Annotated in this window: 16 protein-coding genes; all 16 read left to right on the forward strand. The window is 66.2% G+C overall.

Annotation, left to right across the window (positions count from 1 at the left end):
- Position 1 precedes the first annotated feature (1 nt).
- The 16 genes from ACQI5H_RS12295 to atpA all read left to right on the forward strand — a co-directional run bounded on the left by ACQI5H_RS12295 (position 2) and on the right by atpA (position 16,750).
- Positions 2-1,327 (forward strand): homoserine dehydrogenase, encoded by a 1,326-nt coding sequence (locus ACQI5H_RS12295; RefSeq protein ID WP_427079646.1) that lies wholly within the window; start codon positions 2-4, stop codon positions 1,325-1,327.
- Positions 1,324-2,415, forward strand: a complete 1,092-nt coding sequence (thrC, locus tag ACQI5H_RS12300) for a threonine synthase (protein WP_427079647.1) — start codon at positions 1,324-1,326, stop codon at positions 2,413-2,415. The genes ACQI5H_RS12295 and thrC overlap by 4 nt, the downstream gene beginning before the upstream one ends.
- A 13-nt stretch (positions 2,416-2,428) precedes the next feature.
- Positions 2,429-3,376: a homoserine kinase gene (gene thrB / locus ACQI5H_RS12305; RefSeq protein WP_427079648.1), complete on the forward strand. Its 948-nt coding sequence runs from the start codon at positions 2,429-2,431 to the stop codon at positions 3,374-3,376.
- Positions 3,377-3,643: 267 nt separating this feature from the next.
- Complete coding sequence (gene rho, locus ACQI5H_RS12310; protein WP_427079649.1) at positions 3,644-5,509, forward strand: transcription termination factor Rho; 1,866 nt, start codon at positions 3,644-3,646, stop codon at positions 5,507-5,509.
- A gap of 24 nt (positions 5,510-5,533) precedes the next feature.
- Entirely contained in the window at positions 5,534-7,108 is a 1,575-nt protein-coding gene (fadD1, locus tag ACQI5H_RS12315; protein ID WP_427079650.1) for a fatty-acid--CoA ligase FadD1, read from the forward strand.
- Positions 7,109-7,252: 144 nt separating this feature from the next.
- Positions 7,253-7,504, forward strand: coding sequence for a 50S ribosomal protein L31 (gene rpmE / locus ACQI5H_RS12320; protein WP_427079651.1), 252 nt, complete (start codon positions 7,253-7,255; stop codon positions 7,502-7,504).
- Positions 7,505-7,579: 75 nt separating this feature from the next.
- The gene (gene prfA, locus ACQI5H_RS12325; RefSeq protein WP_427079652.1) at positions 7,580-8,653 is read left to right on the forward strand and encodes a peptide chain release factor 1; all 1,074 of its coding nucleotides are present in this window, start codon (positions 7,580-7,582) and stop codon (positions 8,651-8,653) included.
- A complete protein-coding gene (gene prmC / locus ACQI5H_RS12330; protein ID WP_427079653.1) occupies positions 8,650-9,498 on the forward strand; it encodes a peptide chain release factor N(5)-glutamine methyltransferase in 849 nt (282 codons plus the stop codon). Before prfA ends, prmC begins: the two co-directional genes overlap by 4 nt.
- The gene (locus ACQI5H_RS12335) at positions 9,491-10,144 is read left to right on the forward strand and encodes an L-threonylcarbamoyladenylate synthase (protein WP_427079654.1); all 654 of its coding nucleotides are present in this window, start codon (positions 9,491-9,493) and stop codon (positions 10,142-10,144) included. The genes prmC and ACQI5H_RS12335 overlap by 8 nt, the downstream gene beginning before the upstream one ends.
- A gap of 24 nt (positions 10,145-10,168) precedes the next feature.
- On the forward strand, positions 10,169-11,389 hold the full coding sequence (locus tag ACQI5H_RS12340; RefSeq protein ID WP_427079805.1) for a glycosyltransferase family 4 protein: 1,221 nt from the start codon (positions 10,169-10,171) through the stop codon (positions 11,387-11,389).
- A gap of 225 nt (positions 11,390-11,614) precedes the next feature.
- Positions 11,615-12,076 carry an ATP synthase subunit I gene (locus tag ACQI5H_RS12345; protein ID WP_427079655.1) on the forward strand — a complete coding sequence of 154 codons (462 nt, stop codon included), beginning with the start codon at positions 11,615-11,617 and terminating at the stop codon, positions 12,074-12,076.
- A complete protein-coding gene (gene atpB / locus ACQI5H_RS12350; protein WP_076060285.1) occupies positions 12,069-12,824 on the forward strand; it encodes a F0F1 ATP synthase subunit A in 756 nt (251 codons plus the stop codon). The genes ACQI5H_RS12345 and atpB overlap by 8 nt, the downstream gene beginning before the upstream one ends.
- 47 nt (positions 12,825-12,871) lie before the next feature.
- Complete coding sequence (locus ACQI5H_RS12355) at positions 12,872-13,117, forward strand: F0F1 ATP synthase subunit C (RefSeq protein ID WP_066928722.1); 246 nt, start codon at positions 12,872-12,874, stop codon at positions 13,115-13,117.
- A gap of 20 nt (positions 13,118-13,137) precedes the next feature.
- Positions 13,138-13,656 (forward strand): F0F1 ATP synthase subunit B, encoded by a 519-nt coding sequence (locus ACQI5H_RS12360; RefSeq protein ID WP_427079656.1) that lies wholly within the window; start codon positions 13,138-13,140, stop codon positions 13,654-13,656.
- 6 nt (positions 13,657-13,662) lie between these two features.
- Complete coding sequence (locus ACQI5H_RS12365) at positions 13,663-15,003, forward strand: F0F1 ATP synthase subunit B/delta (protein ID WP_427079657.1); 1,341 nt, start codon at positions 13,663-13,665, stop codon at positions 15,001-15,003.
- A 55-nt stretch (positions 15,004-15,058) separates the two neighbouring features.
- Positions 15,059-16,750 (forward strand): F0F1 ATP synthase subunit alpha, encoded by a 1,692-nt coding sequence (gene atpA, locus ACQI5H_RS12370; protein ID WP_427079658.1) that lies wholly within the window; start codon positions 15,059-15,061, stop codon positions 16,748-16,750.
- Positions 16,751-16,755: the final 5 nt, after the last annotated feature.

Below are 16,755 nucleotides of genomic sequence, written 5' to 3' on the forward strand. Positions count from 1 at the left end.
TGTGCCCGGTGACGAAAAGCCGGTCGGCGTAGCGGTACTGGGTTTGGGCAACGTCGGCAGCGAGGTTGTCCGGATCATCGAGGACAGCGCGCAGGACCTCGCCGCTCGCGTCGGCGCACCCGTGGTGCTCCGCGGCGTCGGAGTGCGCCGCGTCGCCGACGATCGCGGCGTTCCGATCGAGCTGCTGACCGACAACGTCGAAGAGCTCGTCTCGCGCAAGGACGTCGACATCGTCGTGGAATTGATGGGGCCGGTGGAGCCGTCGCGCAAGGCGATCCTGTGCGCCCTCGAGCACGGCAAGTCCGTCGTCACGGCGAACAAGGCGTTGTTGTCCACCTCCACCGGGGAATTGGCGCAGGCCGCGGAAAGCGCGCACGTCGACCTGTATTTCGAGGCGGCGGTCGCGGGCGCTATCCCGGTCATCCGCCCGCTCACCCAATCACTGGCCGGTGACACCGTGCACCGGGTGGCCGGCATCGTCAACGGCACCACGAACTACATCCTCTCGGAAATGGACAGCACGGGTGCCGACTACGAGAGCGCGCTGGCCGATGCGAGCGCGCTGGGCTACGCCGAGGCCGACCCCACCGCCGACGTCGAGGGCTACGACGCCGCGGCCAAGGCCGCGATTCTGGCATCGATCGCCTTCCACACCCGGGTGACCGCCGACGACGTCTACCGCGAAGGCATCACAGAGATCACCCCGGCCGACTTCGTGTCCGCACGGGCCCTGGGCTGCAACATCAAGCTGCTGTCCATCTGCGAACGCATCACGGGCGACGATGGCCAGCAACGGGTTTCGGCCCGCGTCTACCCGGCGCTGGTGCCCATGTCGCATCCGCTGGCCACGGTCAACGGGGCATTCAACGCCGTTGTCGTCGAGGCCGAGGCCGCGGGCCGGCTGATGTTCTACGGCCAGGGGGCAGGGGGAGCGCCCACGGCGTCGGCGGTGACCGGCGACCTGGTGATGGCCGCCCGCAACCGGGTGCTGGGCAGCCGTGGCCCGAGGGAGTCGAGGTATGCCCAACTGCCCATCGCACCAATGGGTTTCATCAACACCCGTTATTACGTCAGCATGAACGTCGCCGACAAGCCCGGCGTCTTGTCCTCGGTGGCAGCGGAATTCGCCAAGCGCGAGGTGAGCATCGCCGAGGTCCGCCAGGAAGGTGTGGTCGACGACGGTGGGCGACGGGTGGGAGCCCGCATCGTGGTGGTCACCCACACCGCCACCGACGCCGCGCTCTCCGAAACCGTCGATGCCCTCGCCGATTTGGATTCCGTTCACGGCGTGGCGAGCGTGCTGCGACTGGAAGGAACCAGCCTATGAGCGCCCCCCGGGCGACCCCGACGGCCACGCACCAACCGTGGCCGGGTGTGATCGCGGCATACCGCGACCGGTTACCGGTCGGCGACGATTGGACGCCGGTCACGCTGCTCGAGGGCGGCACCCCGCTGATCGCCGCGACCCGGCTGTCGGAAAAGACCGGCTGCACGGTCCATCTCAAGGTCGAGGGCCTCAATCCCACCGGCTCCTTCAAGGACCGGGGCATGACGATGGCCGTCACCGATGCGTTGGCCCGCGGCCAGCAGGCGGTGTTGTGCGCGTCGACGGGAAACACCTCGGCGTCGGCGGCCGCATATGCCGCACGCGCCGGGATCACCTGCGCGGTGCTGATACCGCAGGGCAAGATCGCGATGGGCAAGCTGGCGCAGGCGGTCATGCACGGCGCCAAGATCATCCAGATCGACGGCAATTTCGACGACTGCCTGGAACTGGCCCGCAAGATGGCCGCCGACTTCCCGACAATCTCGTTGGTCAACTCGGTCAACCCGGTGCGCATCGAAGGCCAGAAGACGGCGGCCTTCGAGATCGTCGACGCGCTGGGCGCCGCACCCGACGTACACGCTCTTCCCGTCGGCAACGCCGGCAACATCACCGCGTACTGGAAGGGCTATACGGAGTATCACCAAGCGGGGGTGATCGACAAGCTGCCCCGCATGCTGGGCACCCAGGCCGCCGGCGCGGCGCCGTTGGTATTGGGTGAACCGGTCAGCCACCCCGAAACCATCGCCACCGCAATCCGCATCGGCGCACCGGCGTCCTGGACGGCCGCGGTTGCGGCGCAGCAGCAATCCAACGGGCGCTTCCTGGCCGCCACCGACGAGGAGATTCTCGCGGCATATCACCTGGTCGCCAGCTGCGAAGGTGTCTTCGTCGAGCCGGCCTCCGCCGCCAGCATCGCGGGGCTGCTCAAGGCCATCGACGACGGTTGGATCGCCCGCGGGTCGACGGTGGTGTGTACGGTGACCGGCAATGGCCTCAAGGATCCCGACACCGCGCTGCGGGACATGCCGAGCGTGTCTGCGTTGCCCGTCGATCCCGTGCTCGTCGTCGAGAAGTTGGGGCTGGCCTAGTGGTTAAGGCCTTTTGGTGAGCCAGGTACTGCCACCCGGGCTGGTGGCGAGCGCTGTGGTGTCGGCGTCAAGTGCGAACCTCGGCCCGGGTTTCGACAGCATCGGCCTGGCCCTGAGTCTCATCGACGAGATCGTCGTGGAGACAACGGATTCCGGCCTGACCGTCGAAGTCGAGGGGGAGGGGGCCGGGCAGGTGCCGCTCGGTCCCGAGCACCTCGTTGTGCGCGCCGTCGAATGCGGGTTGCGCGCCGTGGGAGTCAAGGCCGAGGGCCTGGTGGTGCGCTGCCGCAACGCCATCCCGCATTCGTGTGGCCTGGGCTCCTCCGCGGCGGCGGTGGTCGGCGGCCTTGCGGCGGTGAACGGCCTTGTCGCACAAACGGATTCGACTCCGCTGACCGACACCGAGCTGATCCAGCTGTCCTCCGAGTTCGAAGGTCATCCCGACAACGCCGCGGCCGCCGTGCTGGGTGGCGCGGTGGTGTCGTGGACCGACCGCACCGGCGACGACGCCAAATACTCGGCGGTGCCGCTGCGACTCCATCCCGGCATCCATCTGTACTGTGCGATCCCCGAAGCCCGCTCGTTGACCGCCGAGACCCGGGTGCTGTTGCCCGCCCAGGTCAGCCACGATGACGCGACGTTCAATGTCAGCCGCGCCGCGTTGCTGGTGGTGGCGCTGACCGAGCGGCCGGATCTGTTGATGGCGGCCACCGAGGACGTGCTCCATCAACCCCAGCGCGCCCCGGCGATGCCCGCCTCGTCGGAATATTTGCGACTCCTGCGGCGTAATAACGTGGTAGCGACACTTTCGGGGGCTGGCCCGTCGCTCATCGCTTTGACCACAGAGCCGGAACTACCCTCGGAAGTGCTGGAGTACGGCGCCGCGAACGGATTTACCATCACCGAGATGACCGCTGGCGAAGCAGTTCGCTGGAGTCCGGGAGTCACGGTTCCCAGTTAATCCACAGCGTGGCCGGAGGGTTTGCTTGCTTCCGGCAGGGATGCGGGTTATCCTCGGAGCCGTCCAGCAATCGCAGGATCTGCATCTGCATACATACTGCCTTGCCGCTAGGACAACACCAATTCTTCTCGTGAACGAGGTTCGCCGCTTACTCCGCCGATCAAGGCGATCACCGTTGCAGAGTCGATGATTGGTCGCACTCGGCAATTTGGCTGAATGCAAACGAATCCCCGTATCACGTGATCAACGGGGGAAGAAAGGAAATCCGTGACCGATACGGACCTGTTCACGGCGAGCGAAAGTACCGATGGCAGTCAGCCGTCGAATTCCGTGAACACAGACACGCCAGACGCCAAAAGCGATGTCTCGGTTGGCTCCCTGTCCACCATGGTGCTGCCCGAGCTGCGCGCGCTGGCTAATCGTGCCGGCGTCAAGGGGACGTCAGGCATGCGCAAAAACGAACTCATCGCAGCGATTCAGGAAATCAGGGGACAGGCCAACGGTGCGTCGGCCCCCACTGCCTCTTCTGACGCCGGCGACAAATCCGACACGACGACCGCCGAAGCGCCTGTCGCCCAAGGCGAACCCCAAGGGGAACAGAACGATTCGGCGAACGAGGGCGCACGCCGGGAACGGCGCGCCGCGACCCGTGACGCAGGATCGGGCACCCGCACCGCCGACGAGGCGGATCGCGAGGGCGCCCGCGACAGCAAGACCTCCGGCGAGACGGACAAGTCTGACAAGTCTGGCGATGCCGACAAGCGCCAAGGGGGCCAACGGGACACCAAGACCGACGAGCGCGGGCAAGACGCCGGCGGCGACCAACAAGCCTCGGGCGGCCAGCAGAATCGCGGCGGCTCGAACCAGCAAGACGACGACGGCGAGGGGCGTCAGGGACGGCGGGGACGCCGGTTCCGCGAGCGCGACCGCCGGCGCCGCGGTGAACGAGGCGGCGACGGCGCCGACGCCGAACTGCGCGAAGACGACGTCGTTCAGCCGGTGGCCGGCATCCTTGACGTCCTCGACAATTACGCGTTCGTCCGCACCTCCGGCTACCTGGCCGGTCCGCACGACGTCTACGTCTCCATGAATATGGTCCGCAAGAACGGCTTGCGCCGCGGCGACGCGGTGACCGGTGCGGTTCGGGTGCCCCGCGAAGGCGAGCAGCCCAACCAGCGGCAGAAGTTCAACCCGCTGGTCCGCCTCGACACCATCAACGGCGGATCCGTCGAAGACGCCAAGAAGCGGCCCGATTTTTCCAAGCTGACGCCGTTGTACCCCAACCAGCGGCTGCGTCTGGAAACCACCCCGGACCGGCTCACCACGCGCGTGATCGACCTGATCATGCCGATCGGGAAGGGCCAGCGCGCGCTGATCGTGTCGCCGCCCAAGGCAGGTAAAACGACGATCCTGCAGGACATCGCCAACGCGATCACCAAGAACAACCCGGAATGCCACCTCATGGTCGTGCTCGTCGACGAGCGGCCCGAGGAGGTCACCGACATGCAGCGCTCAGTCAAGGGCGAGGTCATCTCCTCGACATTCGACCGGCCGCCGTCGGATCACACCCAGGCTGCCGAGCTGGCGATCGAGCGAGCCAAGCGGCTCGTCGAGCAGGGCAAGGACGTCGTCGTGCTGCTGGACTCGATCACCCGCCTGGGTCGCGCCTACAACAACGCGTCGCCCGCGTCGGGCCGCATCCTGTCCGGTGGTGTCGACTCCACCGCGTTGTATCCGCCCAAGCGCTTCCTGGGCGCCGCGCGCAACATCGAGGAAGGCGGATCGCTCACCATCATCGCCACCGCGATGGTCGAGACGGGGTCCACCGGTGACACGGTCATCTTCGAGGAGTTCAAGGGCACCGGTAACGCCGAGCTCAAGCTGGACCGCAAGATCTCCGAACGCCGGGTCTTCCCCGCGGTCGACGTGAACCCGTCGGGCACCCGCAAGGACGAGCTGTTGCTCTCACCCGACGAGTTCGGCATCGTGCACAAGCTCCGCCGCGTGCTGTCGGGGCTGGATTCCCACCAGGCCATCGACTTGCTGATGTCGCAGCTGCGCAAGACGAAGACCAACTACGAGTTCCTGGTTCAGGTGTCCAAGACGACGCCTGGATCCATGGATTCCGACTAGCGGGCAGCTCGCGCGAGGCCGGCCGTGGCGGAGACGCTTCAGCAGCTGCTTCGCGAACGTTTGGGCCAGGACACCCCTGCGCTGAAGTACGGCGAACGGGTCTGGAGCTGGCGTCAGCATCTGGCCGATGCGTCCGCCGCCGCCGCGGCGCTGATCCGCGTCGCCGATCCAGACCGTCCGCTGCACGTCGGCACGCTGCTGGGCAACACCCCCGAGATGCTCACCGCCATGGCGGCGGCGGCGCTCGGCGGGTACGTGCTCTGCGGGATCAACGACACCCGTCGCGGCGCCGCCCTGGCCAGGGACATCGTGCACGCGGACTGCCAGATCCTGCTCGTCGATCCGGCCCACAAGGCGTTGCTGGACGGTCTCGACCTGCCCGGTGTGCGGGTGCTGGACGTGTCCGGCGAGGCCTGGCGGGCGCTGCTCGACGACGCCGGGCCGCTGGCTCCCTATCGCGAGGTCGCGCCCACCGACACGTTCATGATGATGTTCACCTCCGGGACCAGCGGCGACCCGAAGGCGGTGCAGGTCACCCATCTCACCGTGCTGTTTGCCGGCGCGACGCTGATCGCGCGGTGGGAGCTCGATGCCTCCGATGTCTGCTACATGGCGATGCCGCTGTTTCACGCCAACGCGCTATTCACCGGGTGGAGCGTGGCGGTGGGCGCCGGGGCGGCGATGGTCCCCGCCACGTTCTCGGCATCCGGGCTGCTGGCCGACTTGCGCCGCTACGGGGCCACCTTCATGAACTACGTCGGCAAACCACTGGCCTTTGTACTCGCCACGCCGGAGCAGCCCGATGACCGCGACAACCCGTTACGGATCGCGGTCGGCAACGAGGCGAGCGATCGCGACATCGCGGAGTTCAGCCGTCGGTTCGACTGCACGGTGTGGGACGGCTTCGGCTCCACCGAGGCCGCGATCGTCATCACCCGAGAGGACGGCTGCCCGCCCGGGTCGTTGGGCCGGGGTTTTCCCGGGGTTGCCATCTACGATCCGGACACCCTGGCCGAATGTCCCGTCGCCACCTTCGGCGACGACGGCGCGCTCGCCAACGCCGACGAGGCGATAGGGGAGCTGGTCAACACCACCGGCGCGGGGTTGTTCGCCGGCTACTACAACGACCCGCAGGCCACCGACACCCGCCTTCGAAACGGCATGTTCTGGTCGGGCGATCTCGCCTACCGGGACGCCGACGGGTGGATCTACTTCGCCGGTCGCAGCGGTGACTGGTTGCGCGTCGACGGGGAGAACATGACCACGGCGCCGATCGAGCGGATCCTGCAAAGGTTGGCTTCGGTCAGCCACGCGGCCGTCTACGCGGTACCCGACGAGCAGGTCGGCGACCAGGTCATGGCGGCGATCGTGTTGCGCGACGGCGTCGCCCTGACACCCGAGGAGTTCGGCCGGTTCCTGGACGAACAGCCGGATTTATCCCCCAAGGCGTGGCCGCGGTATGTGTGGCTCACCGACCGACTGCCGATCACGGCCACCAACAAGATCGTCAAGCGGGAGCTGGCCGCCCGCGGCACCAAACCCGGCGGCGGTGTGCTGTGGACGCGCGTCGGAAAAACCCGCGCCTACACCCCGGCCTGACGCCGCCGGAATCCCGGGAATGCGCGGGCGCATCCCGCTGTTTGGGCTGATGGTGGTTGACCTGGCATAATCGATGGTCGACTACGCAGAGCCAGATCAGGTTCGCGGTACGCCATATCGGCGGCCAATGATCGAAGAGGACACATGAAAGCTGACATTCACCCCGCGTACGAGGAGACCACCGTGCATTGCGGGTGCGGCAACACCTTCCAGACCCGCAGCACCAAGCCCGGCGGGCACATCGTCGTCGAGGTCTGCTCGCAGTGCCACCCGTTCTATACCGGCAAGCAGAAGATCCTCGACAGCGGTGGCCGGGTGGCACGTTTCGAAAAGCGCTACGGCAAGCGCAAGGGCGGCGCCGCGGAGGCGGCCGCGCCGGAGCAGGCCGACAAATAGCTGGTTTACCGACGCCCGAACTGTGCTGATGGCGCACAGGCCGGGCGTCGGTTTGCGTTTGCGGGAGGAGGTGACATGGCGCAGCCGGTACAGACGATCGACGTGCTGCTCGCCGAACATACCGCCCTCGAGCTGCGGCTGGCCGATCCCGAATTGCACAGCAATCCCGACGAGGCGCGCAAAGCCGGCCGCCGGTTCGCCCGGCTGGCTCCGATCATCGCCACCTACCACAAGCTGGTGTCGGCCCGCGGCGATCTGGAGACCGCCCGCGAACTGGCCGCCGACGACGAGTCGTTCGCCGACGAGGTCACCGAACTGGAAGCCCGGGTCGCCGAACTGGACACCCAACTGACCGACATGCTGGCGCCTCGCGACCCGCATGACGCCGACGACATCGTGCTGGAAGTCAAATCCGGTGAGGGCGGCGAAGAATCGGCACTGTTCGCCGCGGACCTGGCCCGGATGTACATCCGCTACGCCGAGCGGCACGGCTGGAATGTCACGGTCCTGGACGAAACCACGTCGGACCTCGGCGGCTATAAAGACGCGACGCTGACCATCGCCAGTAAGGGCGACACGGCCGACGGTGTCTGGTCGCGAATGAAATTCGAGGGCGGCGTGCACCGGGTACAGCGCGTCCCGGTGACGGAATCCCAAGGCCGCGTGCACACTTCGGCGGCGGGCGTGCTGGTCTATCCGGAGCCCGAGGAAGTCGGCGAGGTGCAGATCGACGAGTCGGATCTGCGCATCGACGTGTACCGCTCGTCCGGCAAGGGCGGGCAGGGCGTCAACACCACCGACTCCGCGGTGCGAATCACGCACCTGCCCACCGGAATCGTCGTCACCTGTCAAAACGAACGCTCCCAGCTGCAGAACAAGACCCGCGCGTTGCAGGTGCTGGCGGCGCGCCTGCAGGCAATCGCCGAGGAACAGGCGCTGGCCGACGCGTCGGCGGACCGGGCGAGCCAGATCCGCACGGTGGACCGCAGCGAGCGAATTCGCACATACAACTTTCCGGAGAACCGGATCACAGATCACCGAATCGGTTACAAGGCACACAATCTCGATCAGGTTCTGGACGGCGACCTGGACGCGTTGTTCGACGCGCTGAGCGCCGCCGACAAGCAGTCGCGGTTGCAACAGGCATGACAGTCCTGCGGCGCGCAATCGATTCTGCTGCGGCGCAACTGGCCGAAGCGGGTATCGACTCTGCGCGTTTCGACGCGGAGGAATTGGCCGCGCATCTCACCGGTACCGATCGGGGTCGGCTGAGTCTGGTCGATTCCATCGACGACGAGTTTCTCCCGCAGTACCGGGACGTCGTCGCCGCGCGCTCGCGGCGGGTGCCGCTGCAGCATCTGATCGGGACGGCGTCGTTCGGCCCGGTGCTGCTGCATGTCGGCCCCGGTGTGTTCATACCGCGACCGGAGACGGAGTCCCTGTTCGCGTGGGCCTCGGCGCAGCCACTGGCCACGAGACCGCTCATCGTCGATGTGTGCACCGGATCTGGCGCGTTGGCCGTGGCGCTGGCCCGGCACCGTCCCTCCGCCCGGGTCATCGGGATCGACGACTCCGAGGCCGCGCTCGAGTACGCCCGCCGCAACATCGAGGGCACCGAAGTCGAACTCGTCCGTGCCGATGTCACCACACCGAACCTGCTTCCCGAGTTGGACGCGCGGGTTGACCTACTAGTAGCGAACCCGCCCTACGTTCCCGACAGCGTCGTCCTGGAACCCGAAGTAGCCCAACATGATCCGCCGCACGCCGTGTTCGGCGGGCCGGACGGCATGACGGTGATCACCGCCGTGGTGAATCTGGCCGGGCGCTGGTTGGGCGGCGGCGGCCTGTTCGCCATCGAGCACGATGACACCACGTCGGCACGGACCGTCGAATTGGTCGAAAGCACAGGACTTTTCGACGACGTCCGGGCGCGGCAAGATCTGACTGGCAGGCCAAGGTTTGTGACGGCTCGCAGAAGGGGGAGCGGTGGCTGAGGTATTCGATTGTGCCGACCCCGACCAGCGTGCGTTGGGAATCTCCTCGGCGGTGGGGGCGCTGAAGGGCGGCCGACTGGTCGTCATGCCGACGGACACCGTGTACGGCATCGGCGCCGACGCGTTCGACGGCACCGCCGTGGCAGCGCTGCTCTCGGCGAAGGGCCGCGGCCGCGACATGCCGGTGGGTGTGCTAGTCGGGTCCTGGCACACCATCGAGGGCCTGGTCTACACGATGCCCGACGGAGCCCGCGAACTGATCCGCGCATTCTGGCCGGGCGCTCTGAGTCTGGTGGTGACGCAAGCGCCGTCGCTGCAGTGGGATCTCGGCGATGCGCGCGGCACCGTGATGCTGCGAATGCCGCTGCACCCCGTCGCCATCGAGCTGTTGCGCGAGGTCGGACCCATGGCGGTTTCCAGCGCCAACGTCTCCGGCCGCTCGCCGGCGGTGAACGCCGACGAAGCGCGCAACCAACTGGGCGATCTCGTCGACGTCTATCTCGACGCCGGCCCGTCCGAGCAACAGGCCGCGTCCACAATTGTCGACCTGACCGGAATCGCCCCGCGAATCCTGCGGGCGGGTCCGGTCAGCGCCGAACGGATCGCCGAGGTGCTCGGGACGGACCCGGGAAGCCTGATCGCCTAGCGCGGCGCGGCGGATCTCAGGTTGGTGCAGTACGGTCTCGACGTGTCCAGCGGCCCGGTTAGCGATCTAGCCAGCCTTGCCGGCGGCTTCTTCGCCCTGTCCGATCGCGGCGCCGGTGTTCCGCTGCGCGAGCTCGCCCTCGTCGGGCTGACCGCGGCCATCATCACCTACTTCGCCACCGGACCGGTGCGGGTACTGGCCACCCGATTGGGAGCGGTCGCCTATCCGCGCGAACGCGATGTGCACGTGACCCCGACCCCGCGGATGGGCGGACTGGCGATGTTTGTCGGCGTCGTCTGCGCCGTCTTTCTGGCGTCTCAGCTTCCCGCACTCACCCGCGGGTTCGTCTATTCGACGGGAATGCCCGCGGTGCTGGTGGCCGGCGCGGTGATCATGGGCATCGGGCTTATCGACGACCGCTGGGGGCTGGATGCGCTGACCAAGTTCGCCGGCCAGATCACCGCGGCCAGCGTGCTGGTCACCATGGGCGTCGCATGGAGCGTCATCTATATCCCGTTGGGCGGTGTCGGCACGATCGTGCTGGACCAGGCCTCGTCGATCCTGCTCACGCTTGCGCTGACGGTGTCGATCGTCAACGCGATGAACTTCGTCGACGGGCTCGACGGACTGGCCGCCGGGCTGGGACTCATCACCGCGATGGCGATCTGCATGTTCTCGGTCGGCCTGCTCCGCGACCACGGCGGGGACGTGCTGTTCTACCCGCCGGCGGTGATTTCGGTGGTGCTCGCCGGAGCCTGTCTGGGCTTCCTGCCGCACAACTTCCACCGCGCCAAGATCTTCATGGGCGATTCCGGCTCGATGCTGATCGGCTTGATGCTCGCCGCGGCGTCCACGACGGCCGCCGGACCCATCTCCCAGAACGCCTACGGCGCTCGCGATGTGTTTGCTCTGCTGTCGCCGTTCCTGCTGGTGGTGGCGGTCATGTTCGTGCCGATGCTCGACCTCTTATTGGCGATCGTGCGCCGCACACGCGCCGGGCGCAGCGCGTTCAGCCCCGACAAGATGCACCTGCACCATCGGTTGCTGCAGATCGGTCATTCGCATCGCCGGGTGGTCCTGCTCATCTATCTATGGGTCGGCATCGTCGCGTTCGGCGCCGCGAGCACGATATTTTTCAACCCGCGCGACACCGGCGCGGTGATGCTGGGGGCCATCGTGGTCGCCGGGGTGGCGACCGCGATCCCGCTCCTGCGCCGCCGTGACGACTACTACGACGAGGAGTAGTAGTTTCGGCCACCATATGATACGGTGCAGGTAGAACCCCGAAATGAAGCCTCGAGGGTTGCCGGCCAGCCGGCCCGCCGGACGCTTATCCGGTCGCGCCGATTCACGACCGACAAAGGGAGCTACCCCTTGGGTGATTCCAGTGTGACGTGCGATACGCTCGGCGGGCCACCGATCGGTCGGTCGGGGGACTTCCGCTCCACTACCTGGGATTGAGGTGCTGCAGTGACGACACCAGCGCAGGACGCGCCGTTGGTGTTCCCCTCTGTTGCTTTCCGTCCGGTTCGGCTGTTCGTTATCAGCGTCGGAATCACCGCGCTGGCGATCCTGGCCGCCGGATTGTCCGGTCACCTCATGCTCGGTGTGTTCTTCGGCATCGGTTTGCTGTTGGGTTTGCTCAACGCGCTCCTGGTGCGGCGGTCGGTCGCGTCGATCACCGCGAAAGAGCATCCACTGAAGAGCTCGATGGCGCTCAACTCTGCGACACGGTTGGCGATTATCACCGTGGTCGCGCTGATCATTGCCTACGTCTTCCGGCCGAACGGCTTGGGTGCGATGTTCGGGCTGGCGCTCTTCCAGGTGCTGCTGGTCGCGTCGACCGCGCTGCCGGTCTGGAAGAAGTTGCGCACCGGCGAGCCGGCGGCGGCTGGCTCGGACGCGGACGGAGGGACCACCAGCGATGACTGAGACGATCCTGGCCGGGTCCCAAATCGAGGTCGGCGAGCACACCACCGCGACGTGGCTCGGGATGACCGTCAACACCGACACCGTCCTGTCGACCGCGATCGCGGCGGTGATCGTGATCGCGCTGGCCTTCTTCCTGCGCGCCAAGATCACGTCGAGCGGCGTTCCCAGCGGAGTCCAGTTGTTCTGGGAGGCGCTCACCATCCAGATGCGCAACCAGATCGAGGCCGCCGTCGGGATGCGCATAGCGCCGTTCGTGCTGCCGCTGGCGGTCACGATCTTCGTGTTCATCCTGATCTCCAACTGGCTGTCGGTGCTGCCGTTGCAGTACACCGACAAATCCGGGCACACCACCGAGTTGCTCAAGTCGGCCGCGGCGGACATCAATTACGTTCTGGCGCTGGCCCTTTTCGTGTTCGTTTGCTATCACGTGGCCGGGATTTGGCGCCGCGGCATCGTCGGGCACCCGATCAAGGTGCTCAAGGGGCACGTGGCATTTTTGGCGCCGATCAACGTCGTCGAAGAATTGGCGAAGCCGATCTCGTTGTCGCTCCGACTCTTTGGCAACATCTTCGCCGGCGGCATCCTGGTCGCCCTGATCGCGATGTTCCCGCCGTACATCATGTGGGCGCCCAACGCGATCTGGAAGTCGTTCGACTTGTTCGTCGGGGCAATCCAGGCCTTCATCTTCTCGATTCTGACGATCTTGTACTTCAGCCAAGCCATGGAGCTCGAGGAGCACCATGACTGAAACCTGGTAGACCGCTACCAGATAGCCACCACATAAAGGAGGAAAGAATGGACCCCACTATCGCTGCCGGTGCTCTCATCGGCGGTGGAATCATCATGGGTGGCGGCGCAATCGGAGCCGGTATCGGTGACGGTATCGCCGGTAACGCGCTGGTATCGGGTATCGCCCGGCAACCCGAGGCGCAGGGCCGGTTGTTCACGCCCTTCTTCATCACCGTCGGTCTGGTTGAGGCGGCCTACTTCATCAACCTGGCGTTCATGGCGTTGTTCGTCTTCGCCACCCCCGTCACGTAGTTCGGCTGTGATGGGTTGCAATGGGTGAAGTGAACCCTATGGTTTTGGCGGCCAGCCAGGCGGTAGCAGAGGGCGGCAAGGGCGGCAGTAACTTCCTCGTCCCCAACGGCACCTTCTTCTTTGTGCTGGCCATCTTCCTGATCGTGCTCGCCGTCATCGGCACCTTCGTGGTGCCGCCGATCCTGAAGGTGCTGCGCGAACGCGACGCCATGGTCGCCAAAACCACTGCCGACAACAAGAAATCGGCCGAGCAGTTCGAAGCGGCGCAGGCCGATTACGAGGCGGCCATGAAGGAAGCCCGCGTGCAGGCATCGTCGTTCCGCGACGACGCGCGCGCGGACGGCCGCAAGGTCGTCGAAGACGCGCGGGCCCGTGCCGAGCAAGAGGTGATGTCGACGGTGCAGGTGGCCTCCGAGCAACTGAAACGGGAAAGGGACGCAGTGGAACTGGATCTGCGCGCCAACGTCGGAACGATGTCGGCGACACTGGCCAGCCGGATCCTCGGCGTCGACGTAACCACCTCGGCCGCGACAAGGTAATCATCAATGTCGACGTTCATCGGACAATTAATCGGGTTCGCGGTCATCGTGTTCCTGGTGGTGCGGTACGTCGTGCCGCCGGTGCGCAACCTGATGACCGCCCGGCAGAGCGCGGTGCGCCAACAGCTGGAGGAATCGGCCGCGGCCGCCACCCGGTTGACCGAGTCGACCGAGGCACACAGCAAGGCCGTGGAAGCTGCCAAGGAAGAGGCGAAGCGGGTCGTCGAAGAGGCCAAGACGGACGCGGTACGCATAGCCGAGCAATTGCAGGCGCAGGCCGATGTCGAGGCCGAACGCATCAAGGCGCAGGGCGCCAGCCAGATCGAGCTCATGCGGACTCAGCTCACCCGTCAGCTTCGCCTGGAGCTGGGCCACGAATCGGTGCGCCAGGCAGGCGAATTGGTGCGCAGCTATGTTGCCGATGCGGACCAGCAAGCGGCTACGGTGGACCGATTCCTTGACGAGCTCGACGAGATGGCGCCCGCGGCGGCCGAGGTCGAGTACCCGCTGCTGAAGAAGATGCGCTCGGCCAGTCGGCTGGCGCTGGGCGACCTGTCGGATCGGTTCAACGACCTGGCCAAGGACCTGGACAACAAGGGGCTTACCACGCTCTCCGCTGAGCTGGTGTCGGTGGCCCAAATGCTGGACCGCGAAATCGTTGTCACCCGTTATCTCACCGTGCCTGCCGAGGACGCGGCCCCCCGCGTCCGGCTGATCGAGCGGCTGGTATCCGGCAAGGTCGGTGATGCCACGCTCGAGGTGCTGCGGTTGGCCGTCTCGGAGCGTTGGTCGGCCAATTCCGATCTGGTCGACGCCATCGAGCACGTGTCGCGGCAAGCGCTGCTGGAAGTCGCCGAGCGTGAAGACCGGGTCGATGACGTCGAAGACCAACTGTTCCGGTTTTCCCGCATCCTCGAGGCACAGCCCCGGCTCGGCATCCTGTTGGGCGACTTCGCCGCCCCCGCCGAGGGACGGGTTGGGTTGCTGCGCAAGGTGCTTGACAACGCCAGCGGCAGCGTCACCCCGATCGCGAGGGCGTTGCTGACCCAGACCGTCGAACTGCTGAGGGGCGAACCGGCCGAGGAAGCCATGAAACTCCTGGCGGAAGTGGCGGTGGCGCGGCGCGGGGAAATCGTCGCACAAGTCAGTGCCGCGGCCGAACTCAGCGATGCCCAGCGCACTCGCCTCACCGAAGTACTCAGCCGCATCTACAGTCATCCGGTCACGGTTCATCTCCAGATCGACGCCGAACTGCTGGGTGGACTGCTCATCGCGGTGGCCGACGAGGTGATCGACGGTACGCTCGCGTCCCGTCTCGCCGCGGCCAAAGCTCAGTTACCCGACTGAACACCCGAACCACAACCCCACGCGAACGAAGATCAAGTAGGAAGAACGAAAAGCCATGGCAGAGTTGACAATCTCGGCTGACGACATCCAGAGCGCTGTCGAGGAGTACGTAGGCTCCTTCACCTCCGACACCTCCCGCGAGGAAGTCGGTACCGTCGTCGACGCCGGAGACGGCATCGCGCACGTCGAAGGCTTGCCCTCCGTCATGACTCAGGAGCTGCTCGAGTTCCCGGGCGGGGTGCTCGGGGTCGCGCTGAACCTCGACGAGCACAGCGTCGGCGCGGTGATCCTGGGTGAGTTCGAGAAAATCGAAGAAGGCCAACAGGTCAAGCGCACCGGCGAGGTGTTGTCGGTCCCCGTCGGCGACGCGTTCCTGGGCCGAGTCGTCAACCCGCTGGGCCAGCCGATCGACGGGCGCGGCGACATCGACACCGACGTGCGGCGCGCGCTGGAAATCCAGGCGCCGTCGGTGGTGCAGCGTCAAGGCGTCAAAGAGCCGCTGCAGACCGGAATCAAGGCCATCGACGCGATGACCCCGATCGGCCGCGGCCAGCGTCAGCTGATCATCGGCGACCGCAAGACCGGCAAGACCGCGGTCTGCATCGACACCATCCTCAACCAGCGGCAGAACTGGGAGTCGGACGACGAGCGCAAGCAGGTGCGTTGCGTCTACGTCGCCATCGGGCAGAAGGGCACCACCATCGCGGCCGTCCGCCGTGCTCTGGAAGAGGGCGGCGCGATGGACTACACCACCATCGTCGCGGCGCCCGCCTCGGACTCCGCCGGCTTCAAATGGCTTGCGCCCTACACCGGTTCGGCGATCGCCCAGCACTGGATGTATGACGCCAAGCATGTACTGATCGTCTTCGACGATTTGAGCAAGCAGGCCGAGGCGTACCGCGCGATCTCCTTGCTGCTGCGCCGCCCGCCGGGCCGCGAGGCCTATCCGGGCGACGTGTTCTACCTGCACTCGCGGCTGCTGGAGCGTTGCGCGAAGCTTTCCGATGACCTGGGCGGCGGCTCGCTGACGGGGCTGCCGATCATCGAGACGAAGGCCAACGACATCTCGGCCTACATCCCCACCAACGTCATCTCCATCACCGACGGGCAGTGCTTCCTCGAGTCCGACCTGTTCAACCAGGGTGTCCGCCCGGCCATCAACGTCGGCGTCTCGGTGTCGCGCGTCGGCGGCGCGGCACAGATCAAGGCCATGAAAGAGGTCGCGGGCTCGTTGCGTCTCGACCTGTCGCAGTACCGCGAGCTGGAATCGTTCGCGGCCTTCGCCTCCGACCTGGACGCCACGTCCAAGGCGCAGCTGGATCGCGGTGAACGACTGGTCGAACTGCTCAAGCAACGGCAGTACCAGCCCATGCCGGTCGAGGAGCAGGTGGTCTCGATCTTCTTGGGCACCGGCGGCCACCTCGACTCCGTGCCCGTCGAGGACGTCAGGCGGTTCGAAACCGAACTGCTGGACCACATGCGGGCATCCGAGGAGAAATTCCTGGCCGGGATCCGCGACAGCCAGAAGCTCTCCGAAGAGGGCGAGAACCAACTCACCGAGATCATCAAGCATTTCAAGAAGGGCTTCGCGGCCAGCGACGGCGGGTCGGTGGTGCCCGACGAGCACGTCGAGCCGATGGAAGAGGAGGAGCTGGAAAAGGAGTCGGTGCAAGTCAAAAAGGAGAAGCCGAAGGACCAGAAGGAATCCAAGGACTCCAAGAAGGACTCCGGTAAGGACAAGAAGTAGCTAAC

The organism is Mycobacterium heidelbergense (genome assembly GCF_050205645.1).
In the GTDB taxonomy this organism is placed as follows: domain Bacteria; phylum Actinomycetota; class Actinomycetes; order Mycobacteriales; family Mycobacteriaceae; genus Mycobacterium; species Mycobacterium heidelbergense_A.

Excerpts from the sequence above, each read along its gene's own strand:
- thrC (WP_427079647.1), top strand. The coding sequence starts at position 1,324 with ATGAGCGCCCCCCGGGCGACCCCGACGGCCACGCACCAACCGTGGCCG.
- prfA (WP_427079652.1), top strand. The coding sequence starts at position 7,580 with ATGGCGCAGCCGGTACAGACGATCGACGTGCTGCTCGCCGAACATACC.
- ACQI5H_RS12355 (WP_066928722.1), top strand. The coding sequence starts at position 12,872 with ATGGACCCCACTATCGCTGCCGGTGCTCTCATCGGCGGTGGAATCATC.
- ACQI5H_RS12365 (WP_427079657.1), top strand. The coding sequence starts at position 13,663 with ATGTCGACGTTCATCGGACAATTAATCGGGTTCGCGGTCATCGTGTTC.
- prmC (WP_427079653.1), top strand. The coding sequence starts at position 8,650 with ATGACAGTCCTGCGGCGCGCAATCGATTCTGCTGCGGCGCAACTGGCC.
- ACQI5H_RS12360 (WP_427079656.1), top strand. The coding sequence starts at position 13,138 with ATGGGTGAAGTGAACCCTATGGTTTTGGCGGCCAGCCAGGCGGTAGCA.
- rpmE (WP_427079651.1), top strand. The coding sequence starts at position 7,253 with ATGAAAGCTGACATTCACCCCGCGTACGAGGAGACCACCGTGCATTGC.
- atpA (WP_427079658.1), top strand. The coding sequence starts at position 15,059 with ATGGCAGAGTTGACAATCTCGGCTGACGACATCCAGAGCGCTGTCGAG.
- atpB (WP_076060285.1), top strand. The coding sequence starts at position 12,069 with ATGACTGAGACGATCCTGGCCGGGTCCCAAATCGAGGTCGGCGAGCAC.